Source organism: Kribbella sp. NPDC050281 (assembly GCF_040655855.1).
Taxonomy (GTDB): Bacteria; Actinomycetota; Actinomycetes; order Propionibacteriales; family Kribbellaceae; genus Kribbella.
Map to the genome: position 1 here is coordinate 106,360 of NZ_JBFAKS010000018.1, position 20,156 is coordinate 126,515.

At 68.4% G+C, this 20,156-nt stretch carries 19 protein-coding genes; 12 read left to right on the top strand and 7 right to left on the bottom strand.

What is annotated here, in order from left to right; genetic code table 11:
* Window positions 1-2 precede the first annotated feature (2 nt).
* Window positions 3-434, top strand: coding sequence for a hypothetical protein (locus AB0I34_RS20970; protein ID WP_360447287.1), 432 nt, complete (start codon window positions 3-5; stop codon window positions 432-434).
* On the opposite strand, the gene AB0I34_RS20975 is transcribed toward AB0I34_RS20970, so the two are convergent.
* The gene (locus tag AB0I34_RS20975) at window positions 427-1,188 is read right to left on the bottom strand and encodes a class I SAM-dependent methyltransferase (protein WP_360447289.1); all 762 of its coding nucleotides are present in this window, start codon (window positions 1,186-1,188) and stop codon (window positions 427-429) included. The two genes, AB0I34_RS20970 and AB0I34_RS20975, sit on opposite strands and share 8 nt — an antisense overlap.
* Window positions 1,189-1,299: 111 nt before the next feature.
* On the opposite strand from AB0I34_RS20975, the gene AB0I34_RS20980 reads away from it, so the two are divergent.
* The gene (locus AB0I34_RS20980) at window positions 1,300-1,788 is read left to right on the top strand and encodes a GNAT family N-acetyltransferase (RefSeq protein ID WP_360447291.1); all 489 of its coding nucleotides are present in this window, start codon (window positions 1,300-1,302) and stop codon (window positions 1,786-1,788) included.
* 19 nt (window positions 1,789-1,807) lie between these two features.
* Here AB0I34_RS20980 and AB0I34_RS20985 read toward each other — a convergent pair whose 3' ends face one another.
* A complete protein-coding gene (locus AB0I34_RS20985; protein ID WP_360447293.1) occupies window positions 1,808-2,140 on the bottom strand; it encodes a hypothetical protein in 333 nt (110 codons plus the stop codon).
* Window positions 2,141-2,327: 187 nt separating this feature from the next.
* Here AB0I34_RS20985 and AB0I34_RS20990 point away from each other — a divergent pair, with 187 nt between their 5' ends.
* Window positions 2,328-3,854, top strand: coding sequence for a SulP family inorganic anion transporter (locus AB0I34_RS20990; protein WP_360447295.1), 1,527 nt, complete (start codon window positions 2,328-2,330; stop codon window positions 3,852-3,854).
* Here the strand turns inward: AB0I34_RS20990 and AB0I34_RS20995 are convergent.
* On the bottom strand, window positions 3,851-4,657 hold the full coding sequence (locus AB0I34_RS20995; protein WP_360447297.1) for a hypothetical protein: 807 nt from the start codon (window positions 4,655-4,657) through the stop codon (window positions 3,851-3,853). The genes AB0I34_RS20990 and AB0I34_RS20995 overlap by 4 nt on opposite strands.
* A 241-nt stretch (window positions 4,658-4,898) precedes the next feature.
* Here AB0I34_RS20995 and AB0I34_RS21000 point away from each other — a divergent pair, with 241 nt between their 5' ends.
* Window positions 4,899-5,654 (top strand): inositol monophosphatase, encoded by a 756-nt coding sequence (locus AB0I34_RS21000; RefSeq protein ID WP_360447299.1) that lies wholly within the window; start codon window positions 4,899-4,901, stop codon window positions 5,652-5,654.
* Here AB0I34_RS21000 and AB0I34_RS21005 read toward each other — a convergent pair.
* Window positions 5,645-5,800 (bottom strand): hypothetical protein, encoded by a 156-nt coding sequence (locus AB0I34_RS21005; protein ID WP_360447301.1) that lies wholly within the window; start codon window positions 5,798-5,800, stop codon window positions 5,645-5,647. The two genes, AB0I34_RS21000 and AB0I34_RS21005, sit on opposite strands and share 10 nt — an antisense overlap.
* 83 nt (window positions 5,801-5,883) lie before the next feature.
* On the opposite strand from AB0I34_RS21005, the gene hemW reads away from it, so the two are divergent.
* From hemW to AB0I34_RS21025, 4 genes are all read left to right on the top strand, one after another.
* On the top strand, window positions 5,884-7,089 hold the full coding sequence (hemW, locus tag AB0I34_RS21010) for a radical SAM family heme chaperone HemW (protein WP_360447303.1): 1,206 nt from the start codon (window positions 5,884-5,886) through the stop codon (window positions 7,087-7,089).
* Window positions 7,090-7,296: 207 nt separating this feature from the next.
* The gene (locus AB0I34_RS21015; protein WP_360447305.1) at window positions 7,297-8,625 is read left to right on the top strand and encodes an extracellular solute-binding protein; all 1,329 of its coding nucleotides are present in this window, start codon (window positions 7,297-7,299) and stop codon (window positions 8,623-8,625) included.
* A gap of 81 nt (window positions 8,626-8,706) precedes the next feature.
* On the top strand, window positions 8,707-9,714 hold the full coding sequence (locus AB0I34_RS21020; RefSeq protein WP_360447307.1) for a LacI family DNA-binding transcriptional regulator: 1,008 nt from the start codon (window positions 8,707-8,709) through the stop codon (window positions 9,712-9,714).
* Between the two features lie 102 nt (window positions 9,715-9,816).
* Entirely contained in the window at window positions 9,817-12,399 is a 2,583-nt protein-coding gene (locus AB0I34_RS21025; RefSeq protein ID WP_360447309.1) for a DUF3376 domain-containing protein, read from the top strand.
* Here the strand turns inward: AB0I34_RS21025 and AB0I34_RS21030 are convergent.
* From AB0I34_RS21030 to AB0I34_RS21040, 3 genes are all read right to left on the bottom strand, one after another.
* Complete coding sequence (locus AB0I34_RS21030; protein WP_360447311.1) at window positions 12,374-13,198, bottom strand: DUF3097 domain-containing protein; 825 nt, start codon at window positions 13,196-13,198, stop codon at window positions 12,374-12,376. The two genes, AB0I34_RS21025 and AB0I34_RS21030, sit on opposite strands and share 26 nt — an antisense overlap.
* Before the next feature lie 304 nt (window positions 13,199-13,502).
* A complete protein-coding gene (locus tag AB0I34_RS21035) occupies window positions 13,503-15,038 on the bottom strand; it encodes an NCS1 family nucleobase:cation symporter-1 (RefSeq protein ID WP_360447313.1) in 1,536 nt (511 codons plus the stop codon).
* A 117-nt stretch (window positions 15,039-15,155) separates the two neighbouring features.
* A complete protein-coding gene (locus AB0I34_RS21040) occupies window positions 15,156-15,926 on the bottom strand; it encodes an MBL fold metallo-hydrolase (protein WP_360447315.1) in 771 nt (256 codons plus the stop codon).
* A gap of 162 nt (window positions 15,927-16,088) precedes the next feature.
* Here AB0I34_RS21040 and AB0I34_RS21045 point away from each other — a divergent pair, with 162 nt between their 5' ends.
* The 4 genes from AB0I34_RS21045 (at window position 16,089) to dnaJ (ending at window position 20,132) form a co-directional block, all read left to right on the top strand.
* A complete protein-coding gene (locus AB0I34_RS21045; RefSeq protein ID WP_360447317.1) occupies window positions 16,089-16,730 on the top strand; it encodes a ThuA domain-containing protein in 642 nt (213 codons plus the stop codon).
* The gene (locus AB0I34_RS21050; RefSeq protein WP_360447319.1) at window positions 16,715-17,818 is read left to right on the top strand and encodes a Gfo/Idh/MocA family oxidoreductase; all 1,104 of its coding nucleotides are present in this window, start codon (window positions 16,715-16,717) and stop codon (window positions 17,816-17,818) included. The genes AB0I34_RS21045 and AB0I34_RS21050 overlap by 16 nt, the downstream gene beginning before the upstream one ends.
* A gap of 119 nt (window positions 17,819-17,937) precedes the next feature.
* Window positions 17,938-18,960 (top strand): heat-inducible transcriptional repressor HrcA, encoded by a 1,023-nt coding sequence (hrcA, locus tag AB0I34_RS21055; protein WP_360447385.1) that lies wholly within the window; start codon window positions 17,938-17,940, stop codon window positions 18,958-18,960.
* A gap of 29 nt (window positions 18,961-18,989) precedes the next feature.
* Window positions 18,990-20,132 (top strand): molecular chaperone DnaJ, encoded by a 1,143-nt coding sequence (gene dnaJ / locus AB0I34_RS21060; protein WP_360447321.1) that lies wholly within the window; start codon window positions 18,990-18,992, stop codon window positions 20,130-20,132.
* Window positions 20,133-20,156 lie beyond the last annotated feature (24 nt).

The window sequence follows — 20,156 nt, forward strand, 5'->3', positions numbered from 1 at the left end:
CGATGAGCGGCCCAGGGAACAACGCGGTCGAGAATCCCCATGCGGGGAAGGGATCCTCGGTCCTGCTCGACATCGGCGGGGACATCGGTGCCCTCGTGATCGCCATGCCGGCCGACCTCGAAGACGAGGAGGTCGAACTCCGCAAGGCCGGGTCATCGGTCGCCGCCGACCACGACCACGGACATGGCCACGACCACGATCATGACCACGGGCACGGCCACGGACATGGGCACGGGCACGGGCATGGGCACGGGTCTGCGCCGCATGTGGCCGTCGTACCTCGACCGAAGCCCGATGGCACGACCGCGCACTCCGCGGTCTTCTCAGAAGTTGCCCAGGGCACCTATGAGCTGTACCTCCGCCCGCACGGCCCGGTGCAGCTGACGGTCGAGATCCACGGCGGCCGAGTCACCGAGGCGACCTGGCCTAGCTGACGGCTTCCGGCTTCTGTGCCTCGAAGAGGAACCGTTCGCTGGTCGCCACGAACACACCGTCTCGCTGGATCTGATCGTGCAACGCCAGCAGCCGGTCGCGATATCGCTCCACGGTGAAGTCCGGAACGATCCAGATCACCTTGCGCAGGAAGTGAACCACCGCGGCGATATCGAAGAACTCCATCCGCAACGACTCCGGCCGGACCTGTACGACGGACAGCCCGACGGACTCTGCTGAGGCCACAGCCTTCTCGGTACTGCGTCCTGTACCGACAGGCTGTGGCCCCATCATGTATTCGGTCAACTCGATCACGGTGCCGGAGCCGATCTGCTGAGACAGATACACGCCAGCAGGCCGCAGTACCCGGGCGATCTCCGGCCAGATCACCACGGTCGGATGCCGGCTCACGACGAGGTCGAACGAGTCCGGGTCGAACGGCAGCGCGGCGTCGTCCGCAACCTCGACCACGGTGCCGCCGTGGGGCGCGAGGTTGCGCCGGGCAATCGCCAGGTTGGGTGGCCACGACTCGGTCGCGGCGAGCCGTGGCGGCGCAGTCGGGATTCCGGCCAGCACCTCGCCGCCGCCGGTCTGGATGTCGAGGGCCGCCTCGGCGGTCGCCATCCGGGTGCCGATGAGCTTCTGGTATCCCCAGGACGGACGTCCCTCGGTGGCGCGGCCCTCGAACCAGGAGAAGTCCCAGCCCTCGACCGAGACGGCTTCACCTTCTGCGACGAGTTCCTCGAATGAACGCATGGCCGCCATCTTCGCAGTTCGCCGGGGTCGATCTGATCGTCGCGCAAACTGTCGGTGGCCGGTGCGACGATCGGGTGGTCGACGTACGGGACCGAGGTAAGGGAGCGGGAGATGGCCGAAGTGACGCACGAGGTTCGCCTCAGGCCGGTCGAGGATCAGGACGTCGAGGTGTTCTTCGACCACCAGGCCGATCCGATCGCGAACGAGATGGCGGCGGTCCCGGCTCGCGACAAGGATCAGTTCACCGCGCACTGGGCGAAGATCCGCGGCGACGACACCAAGATCCACTGGACGATCGTGGCGGACGGCGCGGTGGCGGGGAACGTCGTGAGTTGGGAACAGGACGGCCAGCAACTACTCGGCTACTGGGTCGGCCGCGAACTCTGGGGCAGGGGCATCGCCACGGAGGCCGTCACGCAGTTCCTGACCCAAATGCGAACCAGGCCCCTCACGGCCCACGTGGTCGCCCACAACGCCGGCTCGATCCGCGTCCTGGAAAAGTGCGGCTTCCACCGAGACCACGCCCAGGAAGCAACCGCACCCGCATCCGACGACGGCATCCAGGAGTACGTCTATGTCCTCGACGCGCTACAGACGTGAGAGCACTTGCTTCTCAGCGTCAGGGCTCGAGCTCGGTGGGTTGGTACAGCGGGATGAACCGGATGATCGGCTCCTCGTAAGGATGGGCCGCCTTCAGCGCCTTCAGGACGACTGCTGCCGCTGAGGTATCGCATTCGGACTCGACTCGGGTCTCGGTCCCGTGCATCAGCTTCCCGATCTCGCCGTCGAAGGGTTCGGCGCCGGGCATCGGCTTCCAGGTTCCGCCGATCTGCCAGAAGCTGGTCACTTGGTCGTAGCGGCCGACCCGTCCGGCACCGGCGGATTCCAGCGCCGCCAGGATCGCGGACACATGGTCGTCGGGGACGCAGACCTCGATCTTGACTCTCGACATCACAACTCTCCTCTCACACGTCAGGGTAGAGTTTGGGACAGTGAGGCGATCTGGTGCTCCTCACCTGCCTGTCTGCACCTCACCCCGCCTGTCCCGATCAAGCGACCCTCGAGCTGTGACGCCCGCGCAAGGACGCGCAGGAGCCGGTCTGCCCTGAGGCCCGCCTGTGCCTGTGTCTGGAGACCGCATGACCTCGCTGACGCCTGAGTCAGCCACGCCCGAATCCGTTTCGTCCCCGACCGACGTCACGTCCGTCCTGGCGGCGCTGCGTTCCCCACGGCGCCTGCGGACGGAGGTGCTGGCCGGCCTCGTCGTCGGGCTGGCGCTGATTCCCGAGGCGATCAGCTTCTCGATCATCGCCGGCGTGGACCCGAGGGTCGGGCTGTTCGCCTCGTTCACGATGGCGGTGTCGATCGCGTTCCTGGGCGGACGCCCGGCGATGATCTCCGCGGCCACCGGAGCGGTCGCGCTGGTGATCGCGCCGGTGATGCGCAACTACGGCTTCGAGTACTTCGTCGCCACGGTGATCCTGGCCGGGATCCTGCAGGTCGTCCTGGGCGTCCTCGGCGTCGCCCGGCTGATGCGGTTCATCCCTCGCTCGGTCATGGTCGGCTTCGTCAACTCGCTCGCGATCCTCATTTTCCTGGCGCAGCTTCCACACCTGACCCACGTCCCCTGGCTGGTCTACCCGCTGGTCGCGGCCGGCATCGCGGTGATGGTGTTCCTGCCGAAGCTGACCAAGGCGGTCCCGGCCCCGCTGATCGCCATCCTCGCCGTCACGCTGTTCGTGGCGCTGACCTCGGTGATTGTGCCGACCGTGGGGGACGAGGGCAAACTGCCCGACAGCCTGCCGTCACTCTTCTTCCCGGACGTGCCGCTGAACCTCGACACGGTGCGCATCATCGCGCCGTACGCCGTCGCGATGGCTCTCGTCGGGCTGCTCGAATCCCTGATGACCGCCAAGCTCGTCGACGACATCACCGACACGCACTCGGTGAAGACCCGCGAAGCCTGGGGGCAGGGCGTCTCGAACATCATCACCGGCTTCTTCGGTGGGATGGGCGGCTGCGCGATGATCGGCCAGACGATGATCAACGTGAAGGCTTCCGGTGCCCGGACCCGGATCTCCACGTTCCTGGCCGGCGTGTTCCTGCTGATCCTCGTCGTCGGCCTCGGAGACCTCGTCGGTGACATCCCGATGGCCGCGCTGGTCGCGGTGATGATCATGGTCTCGGTCGGCACGTTCGACTGGCACAGCATTCAGCCCAAGACGCTGCGCCGGATGCCGCGCAGTGAAACGATCGTGATGCTGTCGACCGTCGTGATCGTCGTCATCACCCACAACCTCGCCATCGGGGTCGTCGTCGGTGTCCTCGTCGCGATGGTGCTGTTCGCGCGCCGCGTCGCCCACTTCACCACCGTCAGCGAGGTGGCTGACCCCGACGAGAACACCAAGACGTACGCCGTCACCGGTGAGCTCTTCTTTGCCTCCAGCAACGATCTGGTCTACCAGTTCGACTATCGGGGCGACCCCGCGAACGTGGTCATCGACCTGACCGACTCCCACATCTGGGACGCGTCGACCGTGGCGACCCTGGACGCGATCACCACGAAGTACGAGCGGTACGGCAAGACCGTCCGCATCGTCGGCCTGAACCCTTCCAGCGCGGAACGCCACCAGCGCCTGGCCGGGCAGTTGAGCGCCGGCCACTAGGCGGGGATGCGGGACAGGCTTCGGGTGACGAGGCGCGTTACGTATCTGGTGTGTGGATCGGGTAGGTCGAGGACTTCGGCGTACTCGCGAGCCTCGACCGCCAGTTTCAGCGGCGCGACCTGCAGCGCGATCCCCGCCAGCCGGCGCCTCTCGGCGGCGCTTCCCCACGGTACGGCGTCCAGGTACGCCGACAGTACGTCGGGGACGTTGCCCAACTCGTCCGCCTCCTGCAGCAGTCGATCCAGGGAAAGCAGCGGGCAACCGACTCTGGCCTCTTCCCAGTCGAGCAGAACTACAGACCCGTCGTCTCGCACCAGACCGTTGGTGCCCTGGACATCCGGGTGATCGATCGAGCTCGGCACGACCGCGGTCAATTCCTCGATGCCGCGCTGCAGGGTGGGAAGGTGACGACGCAGCCCGGCGACCAAGTCGTCGTCCAGATCGGCCACACGGCTGAGGTCCGTCAGTAGAGTCTCCGGGATCGCGGACAGGTCGTACTGCGGCAGGCCACTGAGCTCAGCGTCGGCCATCGCGCTTTGCACCTCACCGAGCGTCCTCGCCTGCGTCACCAGGGCAGCGGGTCCCGTCTTCTCCACAGTCGGGCCGCTCACAAACGCGAAAACGCTGCGCTGCCAGACAGGATCATCGTCATGCGCAAGCAGCGCCGCCGTTGCCTGCGGGTACGCGCGCTCAACCGCCCGATGTACGGCGGCGGCATGCGGGTACACGACCGGAGAGGCGTGCTTGACGACGACGTACTCGCCGTCCACCTGGAACAACCCGGTAGCTCCCCACCGCTTCACCCTGAGCACCTCAACGGGCCCCCGAACCACCCCCGGCAAGACTGAGCCCACCCACGCCGACAGGCCGGCAATGTCTTCCCGATCCCCAGGCCACTCAGAAAGCTCAGGCACTACCCACCGCATCCTCTCTCTCAACCATCAGGACATCTGAACGCGCACCTTCACGGACTCATCGCTCACCCGGTCCATGATGATGTACGGCAGGTCGAGCCGGCGGTCCGGGCTGATAGCGTCGTTGATTGTGGGCGGCGCTGATGACTTGCAACTCGCGTTCGACGCCTCGGATCTGGCGGCGGACGTTGCACTCGGGTACTTCGAGTCCGGCGTTTCGGCAACGCTGAAGGCTGACGGCAGCCCAGTCACGGAAGCTGATCGGGCGGTCGAGCGATTGGTTCGCGACACGTTGTCTGCGGCGAGGCCGGACGATGCGCTCCTCGGCGAGGAACTCGGTCGGCTCGGTGAATCCGATCGGGTCTGGATCATCGATCCGATCGACGGTACGTCGTACTTCAGCCGGCATGATCCGAACTGGCGGGTTCAGATTGCACTGGAGGTTGCCGGGAGCATCGAGATCGCGGTCGTCACCGCGCCTGCGCTGCGACGCTGCTGGTGGGCGACCCGCGGCGGCGGTTCCTTCGAGTCCTCCTGGCCACGCGAGGCGGCCGAACCGAAGCGCCTCGAGGTCAGCACCACGTCAAGCTTGGCTGATGCTCGGATCGAGGCTCTGGACGCCGCGTCCAGAGCCCGCCTGGCACCGGGCGTGGCCCACCCACCGGCCACCCCTCTCCCGCTGATCGAGTTCGTTCGTGGCGAGCTCGATGCCTTCCTGGTGGAGCGCTACCACATCTGGGATCACGCGCCCTGGATCCTCCTCGTCGAAGAAGCCGGCGGCCGCTTCACCAACCCAACCGGAACCCACACCGGCGACCAAGGCGGCGGCCTCTACTCCAACGCCAACCTGCACCCCCAACTCCTCACCACCCTCCACTACCCGTGACGGACCGCGGGCCGGTCGCTGACGATGGTCGGCAGCGCGGTCGCCACGATCGTCTGATCGAGGGCCGCGAGCAACATTCCGAGCATGATCGCGACCACGACGGCGTTCCGCGTGCCACGTCCCACCGGCTGAGCCTCGGTCTCCATGATCCGAATGTAACCAAGCGACCACTCTCTGCCAGCACAACTCCGCGGCGATCCCGTCAAGATCGAGTCCGTACGATGGGTGGGTGCCGTCGACATTGCCCGAGGGGGAGGTTGCGCCCCGGGACGGGGCGCTGCCGGAAACCGCAGTTCGCGAGGCCGCCACGCGGCCGCTCGGGTTCTACCTCCATGTGCCGTTCTGCGCGTCCCGCTGCGGGTACTGCGACTTCAACACGTACACCGCGAAGGAGCTCGGTGGCGGCGCGTCCCAGGCGTCGTACGCCGACACCGCGATCGGCGAGGTGCGGATGGCTCGGCGAGTCCTCCAGAGCCTGGATCAACCCGTCGACACGGTGTTCTTCGGCGGCGGTACGCCGACTCTCCTGCCGGCCAAGGACCTCGGGAAGATGCTGGCCGCGGTACGCGACGAGTTCGGACTGGCGCCGGGCGCCGAGGTGACGACGGAGGCCAATCCGGAGTCGGTGGATCCGGCGTACCTCGAAGGTCTGCTCGAGGCCGGGTTCACCCGGGTGAGCTTCGGCATGCAGAGCGCCTCGTCGCACGTGCTGAAGATTCTCGACCGGCAGCACACGCCCGGCCGAGCGCTCGACGCGGTGAAGGAAGCGACCGCGGCCGGGTTCGAGCACGTCAACCTGGACCTGATCTACGGCACCCCCGGCGAGTCACTCGACGACTGGCGGGCCTCGCTCGAGTCGGCGCTGTCGGCACAGCCTGATCACGTGAGCGCCTACGCGCTGATCGTCGAGGACGGGACCCAACTGGCCCGCCGGGTCCGGCGCGGCGAGCTGCCGATGCCGGACGACGACGACCTCGCCGACAAGTACGTGCTGGCCGACGAGATGCTGTCCGCCCAAGGTCTGACCTGGTACGAGGTCTCCAACTGGGCCCGCACCGAGGACGCCCGCTGCCGGCACAACGAGCTCTACTGGCGCGGCGACACCTGGTGGGGGATCGGCCCCGGCGCGCACAGCCACGTCGGCGGCGTTCGCTGGTGGAACGTCAAGCATCCCAGCGCGTACGCCGACCGCCTCGGCGTCGGCGACAGTCCGGCGTATGCACGGGAAATCCTCGACACCGAAACCCGCCGGGTGGAACGTGTCCTGCTCGAGATCCGGTTGTCCGCCGGCCTCCCACTCGACGTACTCGACGACGAAGGCAGAGCCGCGGCGGAGCGGATGCCCGACCTGGTGACGCGGGAGGCGGACCGTCTGGTCCTCACCCGCAAGGGCCGACTCCTCGCCGACGCGGTCGTCCGGGACCTGCTGCCCTAGCGTCCTGAGATCACTCCCTGTGGTCAGCGTTCGGTGATCGACGCGGTTCGCTGCGTGACGACACGCGGAAGTATGTACTGACCTGGTCGGTCTCGTTTCGCTGCGTGACGACGAAGTGCTTGACATACCCAGTCGCGACGCTTGAAACTCAGCACACTTTCGCGATCCGAGAGCGCTCTCAACTCCGTCCAGTCCAGGGAGCTTTTGATGCGGCCCAGAAACGGTGCCGGCCTCCGCCCCATCGCACTGCTGTGTGCTTGTACGGCCGTCCTGCTCGCCTCCGCCTGCGGTGGGCCCGGGGGATCGGATGCCTCAGGCAACGATGCCGGCGACGGCCCGAAGATCGAACTGACCATCGCCACCTTCAACGAGTTCGGCTACGAGGACCTGTACCGCGAGTACGAGGCCCAGCACCCGAACATCAAGATCGTCGAGCGCCGCGCGCCCACCGTCGACGCGCACATCAAGAACCTGGACACCAACCTGGCGAACGGGTCCGGTCTGGCCGACATCGAGGCGATGGAGGTCAGCTGGATCTACAACTACCTGGCCAAGGCGGACCAGTTCGTCGACCTGCGCGACTACGGCGCCAACGACCTGAAGGACCGCTGGCTGGACTGGAAGGTCGCCGGCGCGACCACCGCGGACGGCAAGATCATCGGGTACGGCACCGACATCGGGCCGGAGGCGATCTGCTACCGCCGCGACCTGTTCGCGAAGGCCGGGCTGCCGACGGACCGGGCTCAGGTCGCCAAGCTGTTCACCGACTGGTCGTCGTACTTCGCCACCGGCCGGAAGTTCAAGCAGAAGGTGCCCGGCTCGGCCTGGTACGACTCCGCCGTACTGACCTGGGAGGCGATGCGCAACCAGCTGATCCAGGCCTACTACTCCAACCAGGACCGCTTCCTCGGCGCGGAGAACCCGCTGCTGAAGAAGACCTGGGACCAGGTGGTGAAGGGCACCGCCGACGGCCTGTCCGCCGGGCTGCCGGCCTGGAGCGACGAGTGGAACAAGGCGTTCCGCACCGACAGGTTCGCGACGATGGCCTGCCCCGGCTGGCTGCTCGGGGTGATCCAGGGCAACGCGGGCAGCTACGGCAAGGGCAAGTGGGACGTCGCCGACGTGTTCCCCGGCGGTGGCGGCAACTGGGGCGGTTCGTATCTGACCGTGCCGAAGCAGTCGACGCAACCGGTCGAGGCGGCCCGGCTGGCCGCCTGGCTGACCGCGCCCGAGCAGCAGATCAAGGTGTTCAAGAAGGTCGGCTCGTTCCCCTCGACCCTCGACGCGTACGACGATCCGCAGGTCAAGTCGCAGGTGAACCCGTACTTCAACAACGCGCCGGTCGGGCAGATCTTCGTCAACCGCGCGAAGAACGTGATCCTCAAGCAGCACAAGGGACCACGCGACGGTGAGATCAACCAGGTGTTCAGCGCCGCACTGACCACGGTCGACGACGGCAAGCAGGCTCCCGACGCGGCCTGGAGGCAGGCGCTCGACCTCGCCGACAAGGCCGCGAACACCCGGAAGAGTGGCTGACACCCCGGCCGCCGGCGGCGCGCGAACGCCCGGCCGAAGTACTACGGTGTGAAGGCACATCAACCGAGGCGGGGAGGGCCGATGGACCACTCGGGTTCTCCCACGCTGGAGCAGGTCGCGGCGCTCGCCGGTGTCTCTCGGGCGACCGTTTCGCGGGTGGTGAACGGCTCGCCGAAGGTGCTGCCGCAGACGGTGGCCGCGGTCGAGCGGGCGATCGGCGAACTCGGCTACGTGCCGAACCGCGCCGCCCGTGCGCTGGTGACGCGCAAGACCGACTCGATCGCGATCGTCGTACCGGAACCGGACAGCCGCGTCTTCTCCGACCCGTTCTTCGCCGGCATCCTGCGTGGTGTCAGCCGGACGCTTGCGCCGACGTCGTCGCAACTGGTGCTGCTGATCGAGCCGGCCGAGGCCGACGACCAGCGCCTGCTGCGCTACCTGCGCGGCGGCCACGTCGACGGGGCGATCATCGTCAGCCACCACGGCCGCGACAACGTGCTGCAGGAGTTGACGCAGCTGCCCTTGCCGATCGTGTTCAGTGCCCGGCCGATCGGTGTCGACGTACCGGTGGCCAGTGTGGACGTGGACAACGTCGCGGGCGCGCGGACGGCGGTGGAGCACCTGCTGTCGATCGGGCGCCGCAAGCTCGGGACGATCACCGGTCCGCTCGACATGACCGCCGGCCTCGATCGGCTGACCGGGTACCAGGATGTGATGAAGGCAGCCAAGCTGCCCGAGGCCGTCGCGTTCGGGGACTTCACCGCCGACGGTGGTGAGCAGGCAGCGATACGGCTGCTCGACGAGCACCCCGACCTGGACGGTCTGTTCGTCGCTTCCGACCTGATGGCGACCGCGGCGCTGCGGGTGTTGTCGCAGCGCGGCCGGCGGGTGCCGGACGACGTCGCGGTGGTCGGGTTCGACGACTCTGTGCTCGCGACCACGACCACACCGAGGCTGACCACCGTGCGGCAGCCGGTGGAGAAGCTGGGTGCCCGGCTGGCCGAGATCCTGCTCGCCAAGATCGGCGGCGCGAAGCTCACCAGCCCGGAGATCTACGGGACCGAACTGATCGTCCGCGACTCCGCCTGAGCTGAGCCGCGCCAAGAGTAATGTCACCCCGTTGTTCACTCTCCGCTGCGACGATTGTCGTATCGCGTCACGCCCGTGAGGTCCCCCAGGGAAAGGGAACGGATGACCGACCACGAGATCCGGATCGCGCTGGTCCTGAACGGCGGGGTCAGCCTGGCCGTCTGGATGGGTGGGGTGACCCACGAGCTGGATCTGATCCGGCGTGCGTCCGGCTCCAGCAGCGCGCCCGGTCCACAGCCGTACGACGAGGTCCTGGCCGAGCGCTGGCGTGAGCTGTGCCGGCGCGGTGACGAGAACCGGCGCGTGGTCGTCGACGTGATCGCGGGGACGAGCGCCGGCGGACTGAACGGGTCGTTGCTCGCGACAGCGATCTCGAACGGTTCGACCCTGGACCCGGACGGCGAGCACGGGCCCTGGCTGCGGCAGAAGTGGGTCGCGCTCGGGTCGCTCGAGGTCGGCAAGCTGGTGCCGTCGGGCGGCAAGAAGTCCACCTCGGTGCTGGACGGCAAGTACTTCCTGCAGGAGCTCGACAGTCTGCTCAAGGGCGTCGTCGACGCGGGCGAGACGGCGGCCGAGGAGCCGGTCACGCTGTTCGTCACCGCGTCCGGGCTGGGCGTCCAGCAGTTCGAGGCGAAAGACGCCGCCGGGCAGCGATTCGTCGTACCCGACCACCGGTACCTGTTCGCCTTCACCAGCGAGAACGCGGCGACGTACGACGGATCGAAGCGGGCCTTCGCGGTCGCGGACAAGAACGGGCTGAACGACACCAAGCTGCTGGCGCGCGCGGCCCGCGCGTCGGCCTCGTTCCCGGCCGCGTTCGGCCCGGTGCTCGAGACCCCGAATCTGGCCGACTCACCGCCTCGCGTGCAGCCTGCGAACGCGGAGTCGGGTGCCTGGCTGGTGGACGGCGGCGTACTGGACAACGCACCCTTCGGTCCGGTCCTCGATGTCGTGGCCAGGCGACCGGTCGCCGGACGAGCCAGCCGCTACGTGTTGTACGTCGTACCGTCGGCCGGGATCGGGAGTGCGTCGACGGCGTTGCCGGAGGCGAAGGAGCCGAGCTGGCGGGTGGCGGCGCTGTCCGCCGTACAGTTCCCGCGCGAGGTCGACTTCCGGTCCGATGTGGAGCAGCTCGAGCGGCTGCTGCTGGAGGCGGACGCGTCCTGGTCCGACACCCAGCGGCTGTTCGATCGTTGCATGAAGCAACCAGTCGAGCGGGACCGGCTGCGGGCGGCGGCCAAGGCACTGCAGCCGACGTACTCGCGGGGCCGCGCCGCCGGCGGTGTCTGGGAGGCGGTGACGATCGCCGGCCACGACCAGTCGACCGTCCTCGACGCGGCGACCGCGCTGTCCGAGCAGGAGGTCGACGAGATCCTCGGGACCGAACACCCGTGGGTGCCCGATCCGGACGGCTCGACGGCTCCGCTGCAGAACGATGCCGAGGGCAACCCCAGTTGGCTGTGGGGGACAGGTGCGGCGGAGCGCGTCGTACGTCTGATCCTGCGGTCGCTGCGCAACCAGATCAGCGAGGCGCCGCAGGAGCAACGGGCCGAGCTGGAACGGCGACTGAAGGCGGCCAGCGATGCTCTGCTGAAAACGCAGGCTGTGCGGGACGCGCTCACCGAGCGGCTGACCGCGGTCGACCTCGACCTCAGCCCGGCCGGTGGCGCCGAGGCCGTCGCGGTCGGGCTGAAGGACATCTTCACCGACCTGCAGATCCAGCGGGCGCTGGGCGACACGTCCGCCGAGCTGATCGCGGCCGTCGGGCGGGACCTCGTCGAGACCGCCCTCGAGGTGGAGATCGTGTCGCGCTGTACGTCGGCGCGGACGCCGCAGCAGCGTAGTGCGCCGTTCCAGTTCCTCCGGCTCGGGCCGGACATCCCGCTGCCGCTGCTGGACGACCAGCCGGAAGGCTCGATCGCCAACAACCTCAAGGACCGCATCCTCTACGGGTCGCAGGTCGGGCACTTCGGCGCGTTCGGTGCGGCGGACTGGCGGCGCTGGGACTGGCTGATGGGCCGACTGCACTGTGTCGCGCACCTGGGCGCGATGCTCGGCGCCGACGAGGACTGGATTCGCGAGACGCAACGGCAGGTCCTGAAAGCGGAGGACTGGAAGGTCGAGGCGGTCGCCGAGCGCGTCCAGCGGCTGGCCCAGGACTTCCCGATGGGCGCGGGTCTCGGTGCGCTCACCACGATGCGCGACGAGCTGAACCAGTCGGACGAGGGCCGGGCGACCACGAAGGGCCTTGCGGACCGGATGGTCGACGTGTCCAGCGGACTCGGGCCGCAGGTCGGCGACTGGGTGAAGGCGATGGCGGGCCGCAAGGACAAGCCCGGTTCGTGGTTGCTGCAGTGCGCGCGCTGGTTCACCGAGCCGGCGCGGCAGTCGGTGTGGACCCGTGTGGTGCGTGGCGCCAAGGTGACGCCGGCCAAGCGCCCGTTGGTCTTCGAGCAGTGGTTGCCGGTGGCGGGCATCGTGCTTGGTGTGGTGCTGCTGGTCGTCGCCGGGCTCGTCGAGCAGAGCGCCGTACGGATCATCGCGGCAGTTCTCGCCGGAGCGGTGCTGGCGGCGACCGCCGTGCTCGGTGCCGTGACCTGGTACGTCCGGCGTGCGCGGCGGCGGATCCAGGCCTGGGTCGAACGGCGGATGCCGGAGATCAGTCCAGCGTCACGAAATCGATGAGCTCCTCGACCCGGCCGAGCAGCGCCGGGTCGAGATCGGCGAAGCTGGTCACCTTCGACAGGATGTGTTTCCAGGCCGCGGCGACATCGGCCTGATCGGTGGCCGGCCAGCCGAACGACTGCAGCACGCCCTTCTTCCAGTCCTGCCCGTGCGGGATTCGCGGCCAGGCCTTGATCCCGACCGACGACGGCTTGACCGCCTCCCAGATGTCGATGAACGGGTGCCCGACCACCAGCACGTGCCGGTTGGTCACCTGGGCCGCGATCTTCGACTCCTTCGACCCCTCGACCAGGTGGTCCACCAGAACACCGAGCCGGCGGCCCGGACCGGGCTGGAAGCGGTTGACGATTCCGGGCAGGTCGTCGACACCTTCGAGGTACTCGACCACGACGCCCTCGATCCGCAGGTCGTCGCCCCACACCTTCTCGACCAGTTCGGCGTCGTGCCGGCCCTCGACGTAGATCCGGCTGGCCCGGGCCACCTTCGCCCGGACGTTGTCCACCGCCACCGAACCGGACGCGGTCCGCGTCTTCTTCGCCGGCCCGGCCTTCTTCGGCGGCTTCAGGCTGACCGGTTTGCCGTCCAGCCAGAACCCAGGCCCGAGCGGGTACGTGCGGACCTTCCCGAACCGGTCCTCGAGATCGACCACACCGTGTTCCCAGCGCACGATCGCGCCGACGAACCCCGAGGTCGGCTCCTCGACGACCATGCCCTTCTCGATCTCGACCTCGACGGTCCGCCCGTTCTTGGGCTTGCGCCAGTCCCCACTCAGTACGTCGTTCCCATACCTGTCAGCCACCGCCCAACCGTATGCGCCCACCCCTCCCTTCCACCTCAGCCACACACCCTTTCCCCACAGACCCGCTACCGCCGTCTGGTGGGTCAGCCCAGCAGACGGGGGGTTGGCCAGGCGCGTGCCGGTGGCCAACCCACCATCTGGTGGGTCAGCCCAGCAGGCGGGGGAGGGGCCAGGCGCGTGCCGGTGGCCAACCCACCATCTGGTGGGTCAGCCCAGCAGACGGGGGAGGGGCCAGGCGCGTGCCGGTGGCCAACCCACCATCTGGTGGGTCAGCCCAGCAGACGGGGGAGGGATAGGGGGTGGGTTAGAACGTGGGAGCGGCTTGGGTTGTGGTGGGTTGGCGGGACGTGGAAGCGATCGTGAACAGGAGATAGGTGAGGAAGCCGGCGACCAGGCCGACGGCCCAGGAGTAGTCGTAGAGCGGCTTGAGGAAGGGGATCAGGCCGTCCTCCGGGAACGGGCCGGCGCCGGGGTTCGAGTACGCGCCGCCGACGGCGAGGACAGAACCGACGACGGTGGCGACGACCGCACGCCAGTTCCAGCCGGCCGAGTACCAGTAGCGGCCGCCCGGTAGGTAGAGGTCAGCGAGGTACAGGCTGGTGCGGTCGATCAGCCAGTACCCGGCGATCAGTACGCCGGCGACCGAGGCGAGCAGGCCGCCGTAGAAGGACAGCCAGACGAAGATGTAGATCGACGGGTCGGAGATCAGCCGCCACGGCTGGATCACGACGCCGATCACGCCGGTGACCAGGCCGGCGGTCCGGAAGTTCAGCCAGCGCGGGACGGCGTTGGCGAAGTCGTACGACGGGCTGACCACGTTCGCCGCCACGTTGCACGACATCGTCGCCAGGATCGCCATCACCAGGCCGATCGTCACGACCACCGGGTTCTCGAACCGGCGGGTCAACTCGACCGGGTCCCAGATCGCCGTGCCGTAGACCAGCACGGTGCCGGACGTGGTGATGATCGAGACGAGCGCGATGAACGACATCGTGGTCGGCAGGCCGATGATCTGGCCGACGACCTGCTGGCGCTGCCCCTTACCGAACCGGGTGAAGTCCGGCATGTTCAGGCTGAGCGTCGCCCAGAACGCGATCATGCCCATCAGCGACGGCGCGAAGATCTTCCAGAAGTCGGCATCCCAGCCGAGCTTCGACGGCTGCGACAGGATCGGGCCGAACCCGCCGGCCTTGACCAGGATCGCCACCATCAGCGCCAGGAACGCGACCGTGACCAGTGGCGCCGCCCAGTTCTCGAACCGCCGCAGTCCCTCGATGCCGCGCCAGATCAGCACCATCTGGAGCACCCAGAAGAACGCGAAGCTGAGCCACATCGTCCACGGGTGCCCGCCGACCGCGGACGCCTCCGTCCAGCCGTTGCCGAACAGTTCGCCGACGATCACGAAGATCGCCTGGCCGCCGATCCAGGTCTGGATGCCGAACCAGCCGCACGCGATGAACGCGCGCAACAGGGCCGGGAAGTTCGCGCCGCGGACGCCGTAGAAGGCGCGCGCGAAGACCGGGAACGGGATGCCGTACTTCGTCCCGGCGTGGCTGTTCAGCAGCAGCGGGACCAGCACGATCAGGTTCCCCAGCGTGATCGTGATGAACGCCTGCAGCCAGTTCATCCCGAGCGCGACCAGACCCGCGGCCAGCAGGTAGCTGGGGATGTTGTGCGCCATTCCCATCCACAGCGCCGCATAGTTGTACGTCGTCCAGTGCCGCTCGGGCAATCGGGTCGGCGCGAGCTCCGCGTTGGCGTACGGGCTGTCCGCGAGTACGGCGGGATCAGCCAGTTCGACTCTGCCGTCGGGATGAGTGGTCTGCTCGATCGTGGTCATGGTTGCCACCCCATCCGGTCGTGGTTCGCGCCGCACTTCGCAACAAAGTGCGGCAAACCTGACGCGGTGTCAACGGACAACTACAACTTGATCGCCCGACCCGTGCACTTGCGGTAATCAGCCGGGGCCGAGCAGGGGCAGCGTCGGGCGGCGCGGGGTGCCGAGTGCCTCGTAGCCGCGCTTGATCGCGTCCTGGAGTTTCTCGAGCGGCCACGGCCAGTCGTCGGTGTGGGCGAGAGCCTGCTCCAGCGGGGTGCCGCCGTGGTGGAGACCGGAGATGGTGTTGGCGACGGTGCCGAGGTCGCCGGCCTGGTCGCGCACGAACTCGGCGTCGACGACCGCGCCGTGACCAGGGACGACCTTCGACGAGCCGGACAGCATCCCGATCACCCGGTCGATCGTGTCCGGCCACTCCAGCGGGAACGAGTCCTCTCCGTACGACGGTGGCGCCGACTCCTCGATCAGATCGCCGACGAAGTACACGTCCGCATCCGGTACGACGACCACCACGTCGCCATCGGTGTGCGCGTTCCCCAGATGCAGCAACTCGACCCTGCGGTCACCGAGATCGACCACCCTCGCCACCGCGAAGGTCTGCGCCGTCAGTTCGGCGGCCGTCGCGGCGTTCTCGTGGGCGATGACCTCGGCCTGATCGAAGACGCTGTTCCCGGCGACGTGGTCGAAGTGCGCGTGGGTGTTGACGACCCAGCGCACCGGCTGATCGGTCAGTTCGCGGATGTGGTCCCGCAGTTCCTCGGCCTGCTCGGTCGTCGCCCGGGTGTCGATCACCAGCGCACCGTCCGCCCCGACGACCAGACCGACGTTGAGGTCCCATTCGTCGTACCGGCGGACCCAGCAACGATCGCCGACTTCGGCCCACGTACTCATGGGAGCGAGATTACTTGCCGAATACATCCCCTCCGACCACCGGTCCCGTCGCATCCAGGGGACGGAATCGCACTTGAAGGGCGGTCGGGCGGCGCCTAGTGTCACGGTGGCGGTTCGCAACGGTTCCGAACTCGGCAGCGAAACTTTCGAAGGGCGGTCGGCGTGACGACACGACGTGCACTGGTGGTCCGGGGCGGCTGGGAAGGGCACTCGCCGGTCGAGGCGACCGACCTGTTCATCCCGTTCCTGGAAGAGAACGGTTACGAGGTGACCGTCTCGGACAGCACCGAGAGCTACCTCGACCTGGACGGCACCGACCTGGTGCTGCAGTGCGTCACGATGAGCGAGATCGACGCCGACCACTTCAAGGGCCTGGAGGCCGCGATCCGCCGCGGTACCGGGTTCGCCGGCTGGCACGGCGGCATCGTCGACTCGTTCCGGGCCAACGCCGACTACAGCTTCATCACCGGCGGGCAGTTCATCTCGCACCCGCACGGCTTCACCGACTACCGCGTCGACGTCGTCGCGGAACACCCGATCGTCGAGGGCATCACCCACTTCGACGTCCACACCGAGCAGTACTACGTGCACTACGACCCGACCAACACCGTGCTCGCCACGACGACGTTCCGCTCGCATCCGGACTACCCGTGGATCGAGGGTGCCGTGATGCCGGCCGTCTGGACCCGGACCTGGGGCGCGGGCAAGGTCTTCGTCTGCACCGTCGGCCACAAGCTGGACGACCTCGAAGTACCTGAGGTGCGGACCATCGTCGAGCGGGGGCTGCTGTGGGCGAGCAAGTGACGGGCATCGGCATCGTCGGTACGGGCGTCATCTCCGGCACCTACCTCGACCACCTGGCCAAGCTGCCTGGCGTCGATGTGGTCGCGGTCGCCGACCTGGACATCAGCCGCGCGCAGGCGATCGCCGACAGCAACCCTGCCGTCCGCGCGATGTCCCCGGACGAGCTGTACGCCGCGGACGACGTCGAGATCGTGCTGAACCTGACCATCCCCGCCGCCCACGCGCCGGTGCACCAGGCCGCGCTCGAAGCCGGCAAGCACGTGTACGGCGAGAAGCCGCTGGCCGTGGACCGGGCCGAGGCGGAGCCGCTGCTCAAGTACGCCGCCGCGAACAACCTCCGTGTCGGCTGCGCGCCGGACACTGTGCTCGGCACTGGCACCCAGACCGCCCGGGCTGTCATTGACCGCGGCGACATCGGCGTACCGACGGCTGCCACTGCGTCGTTCGTCACGCCCGGGCACGAGCTGTGGCACCCGGCGCCGGAGTTCTACTACCAGCCCGGCGGTGGTCCGGTCCTCGACATGGGCCCGTACTACGTCACGAGCCTGGTGACCCTGCTCGGTCCGGTACGACGCGTCACCGCGCGGGCCGGTCAGTCGAAGCAGGAGCGGAAGATCCACACCGGTCCGCGAGCCGGCGAGACATTCCCGGTCCAGGTGCCGACGCACGTGACCGGCGTACTGGAGCACGAGTCGGGTGCGCTGACCACGGTGCTGATGTCGTTCGACATCTGGGCCACGCGGTTGCCGCGGATCGAGGTGCACGGGACCGAGGGCAGCCTGTCCGTACCCGACCCGAACGGGTTCGATGGCAAGGTCGAGATCGCTACCGCTGCCAACCGCGACTGGGCAGAGGTCCCGGTCGCCGGTGGGTACGCCGGAGCCGGCCGGGGCGTCGGGGTCGCGGACATGGCCCGGGCGGTCCGCACCGGTCAGCCGCACCGGGCCGACGGTGCACTGGCCTACCACGTGCTCGACGTACTCGAGTCCTTGCTCGAAGCGGCAGCCCAGGACCAGCCAGTGGATGTCGCGAGCACAGTCACCCGGCCCGCGCCCGTACCGTTGGGAGCGTCCCCCGAGCTTGCTTGAGACCCGTCCCACGCCGTCACGCGTCGGTGCGAGCTACTACGGCTCGGTAGACTGGCACTCGTTTCAACTGAGTGCCAAGGGTCACTGAGTCGTACGTCGAGGCGAGGGAGGTGGTGCGCGTGCTGGACGATCGCAAGCTGGATGTTCTCCGCGCCATCGTCGAGGACTACGTGGCGACCCATGAGCCGGTCGGCTCGAAGACGCTGGTGGACCGGCACAACCTCGGGGTGTCGCCGGCAACCGTGCGTAACGACATGGCTGCGCTGGAGGAGGAGGGGTACATCACCCAGCCGCATACCAGCGCCGGCCGGATCCCGACCGACGCGGGCTACCGGCTGTTCGTCGACAAGCTGAGCACGGTCAAGACGCTGTCGCCGGCGGAGAAGAAGGCGATCACCTCGTTCCTGGCCGGCGCGGTCGACCTGGACGACGTCGTACGCCGTACTGTCCGGCTGCTGGCCCAGATCACCCGCCAGGTGGCGATCGTGCAGTACCCGTCGCTCAACCGCTCCAGCGTCCGGCACATCGAGGTCGTCACGATGACCCCGCGCCGGCTGCTGCTGGTGCTGATCACCAGCACCGGCCGGGTCGAGCAGCGGATCGTCGAGCAGACGAACGACGTCGACGAGCAACTGATCGCCGACCTGCGCTCGCGGCTGAACACCGCACTCTCCGGGCAGCGGCTGACCGAGGCGACCACGTCCCTGGCCGCGGTCACCGACCTGTTCGCCCCGGCGGACCGGCCACTGGTCGCGGCGATCGTGACGACGCTGCTGGAGACGTTCACCGACGAGGTCGGCGAGCAGCGGATCGCGGTCGGCGGCGCCGCCAATCTGACCCGGTACGGCGACGACTTCGAGCGGAACGTGAAGCCGGTGCTGGAGGCGCTGGAGGAGCACGTCATTCTGCTCAAGCTGCTCGGCGAGGCCACCAACCCGCAGACCCTGACGGTCCGCATCGGGCACGAGAACCCGTTCGAGGAACTGGCCACCACCTCGGTGGTCGCGACCGGCTACGGGTCCAAGTCGGAGGCGCTGGCCACGCTCGGCATCGTCGGCCCGACCCACATGGACTATCCGAGCACGATGGGCGCCGTGAGGGCCGTCGCGCGCTACGTCAGCCAGATCTTGGCGGACACCTAAATGACTGAACCCAACCCCTGGTCTGGAGTATGAGCACCGATTACTACGCCGTCCTGGGCGTCAGCCGCGACGCGACGCCGGACGAGATCAAGAAGGCGTACCGCAAGCTGGCACGCCAGTACCACCCGGACGTGAACGACTCCGAGGACGCCCACCACAAGTTCCAGGAGATCGGCCGCGCCTTCCAGGTGCTGAGCGACCCGCAGAAGCGGCAGCTGCACGATCTCGGCGGTGACCCGTTCGCGACCGCGGGCGCCGGCCCGGGCGGCGCGGGCTTCGGCCAGGCCTTCACGTTCACCGACATCATGGACGCCTTCTTCGGCCAGACCGGCGGGGCCACCCGCGGGCCGCGGCCGCGGACCCGGCGCGGCCAGGACGCACTGATCCCGCTGCGGATCGACCTGGCCGAGGCCGCATTCGGCACCACCCGGGAGCTGAAGGTCGACACCGCCGTACTGTGCCCGACCTGTTCGGGTTCCGGTGCGGCGGCCGGCTCCGAGCCGGTCACCTGCGAGATCTGCCACGGTCGGGGCGAGGTCACCCACACCCAGCGGTCGTTCCTCGGCGAGGTCCGCACCATGCGGCCGTGCCCGAACTGCCGCGGCTTCGGTACGACGATCCCGAACCCGTGCGTCGAGTGCGCCGGCGACGGCCGGGTCCGGTCCCGCCGGACCGTCACGGTCAAGATCCCCGGTGGCGTCGACAGCGGCACCCGGGTGCAGCTGTCCGGCCAGGGCGAGGTCGGCCCCGGCGGCGGCCCGGCCGGCGACCTGTACGTCGAGATCGAGGTCGAGCCGCACGACATCTTCACCCGCAACGGCGACGACCTGCACTGCACGGTGACGCTGCCGATGACGGCGGCCGCGCTCGGCACCACGATCGACCTGCCCACGCTGGAGGGCGAGACCACGCCACTGGAGATCCGGCCCGGCACGCAGTCCGGGACGGCGATGACACTGACGGCTCGTGGTGTCCCGCGCCTGCGGCACGCGGGTCGCGGCGACCTGATCGTCCAGGTCATCGTCGAGACTCCGACCAGGCTGGACGACTCCCAGGTCGACCTGCTCCGGCAGTTGGCCGAGGCTCGTGGCGAGGAGCGTCCCCAGGGTCAGGTCCAAGCCGCCCACAAGGGCGTCTTCGGCCGCCTCCGCGACGCCTTCGGCGCCCACTGAAACAGGCTTGGCCGGCTCCGCCGG

Coding starts and splice junctions, on each gene's coding strand:
- AB0I34_RS20980 (WP_360447291.1), top strand. CDS start 1,300: ATGGCCGAAGTGACGCACGAGGTTCGCCTCAGGCCGGTCGAGGATCAG.
- AB0I34_RS21005 (WP_360447301.1), bottom strand. CDS start 5,800: ATGGAGACCGAGGCTCAGCCGGTGGGACGTGGCACGCGGAACGCCGTC.
- AB0I34_RS21015 (WP_360447305.1), top strand. CDS start 7,297: ATGCGGCCCAGAAACGGTGCCGGCCTCCGCCCCATCGCACTGCTGTGT.
- dnaJ (WP_360447321.1), top strand. CDS start 18,990: ATGAGCACCGATTACTACGCCGTCCTGGGCGTCAGCCGCGACGCGACG.
- AB0I34_RS20990 (WP_360447295.1), top strand. CDS start 2,328: ATGACCTCGCTGACGCCTGAGTCAGCCACGCCCGAATCCGTTTCGTCC.
- AB0I34_RS20985 (WP_360447293.1), bottom strand. CDS start 2,140: ATGTCGAGAGTCAAGATCGAGGTCTGCGTCCCCGACGACCATGTGTCC.
- AB0I34_RS20975 (WP_360447289.1), bottom strand. CDS start 1,188: ATGCGTTCATTCGAGGAACTCGTCGCAGAAGGTGAAGCCGTCTCGGTC.
- AB0I34_RS21040 (WP_360447315.1), bottom strand. CDS start 15,926: ATGAGTACGTGGGCCGAAGTCGGCGATCGTTGCTGGGTCCGCCGGTAC.
- AB0I34_RS21020 (WP_360447307.1), top strand. CDS start 8,707: ATGGACCACTCGGGTTCTCCCACGCTGGAGCAGGTCGCGGCGCTCGCC.
- AB0I34_RS21025 (WP_360447309.1), top strand. CDS start 9,817: ATGACCGACCACGAGATCCGGATCGCGCTGGTCCTGAACGGCGGGGTC.
- AB0I34_RS20970 (WP_360447287.1), top strand. CDS start 3: ATGAGCGGCCCAGGGAACAACGCGGTCGAGAATCCCCATGCGGGGAAG.
- AB0I34_RS21035 (WP_360447313.1), bottom strand. CDS start 15,038: ATGACCACGATCGAGCAGACCACTCATCCCGACGGCAGAGTCGAACTG.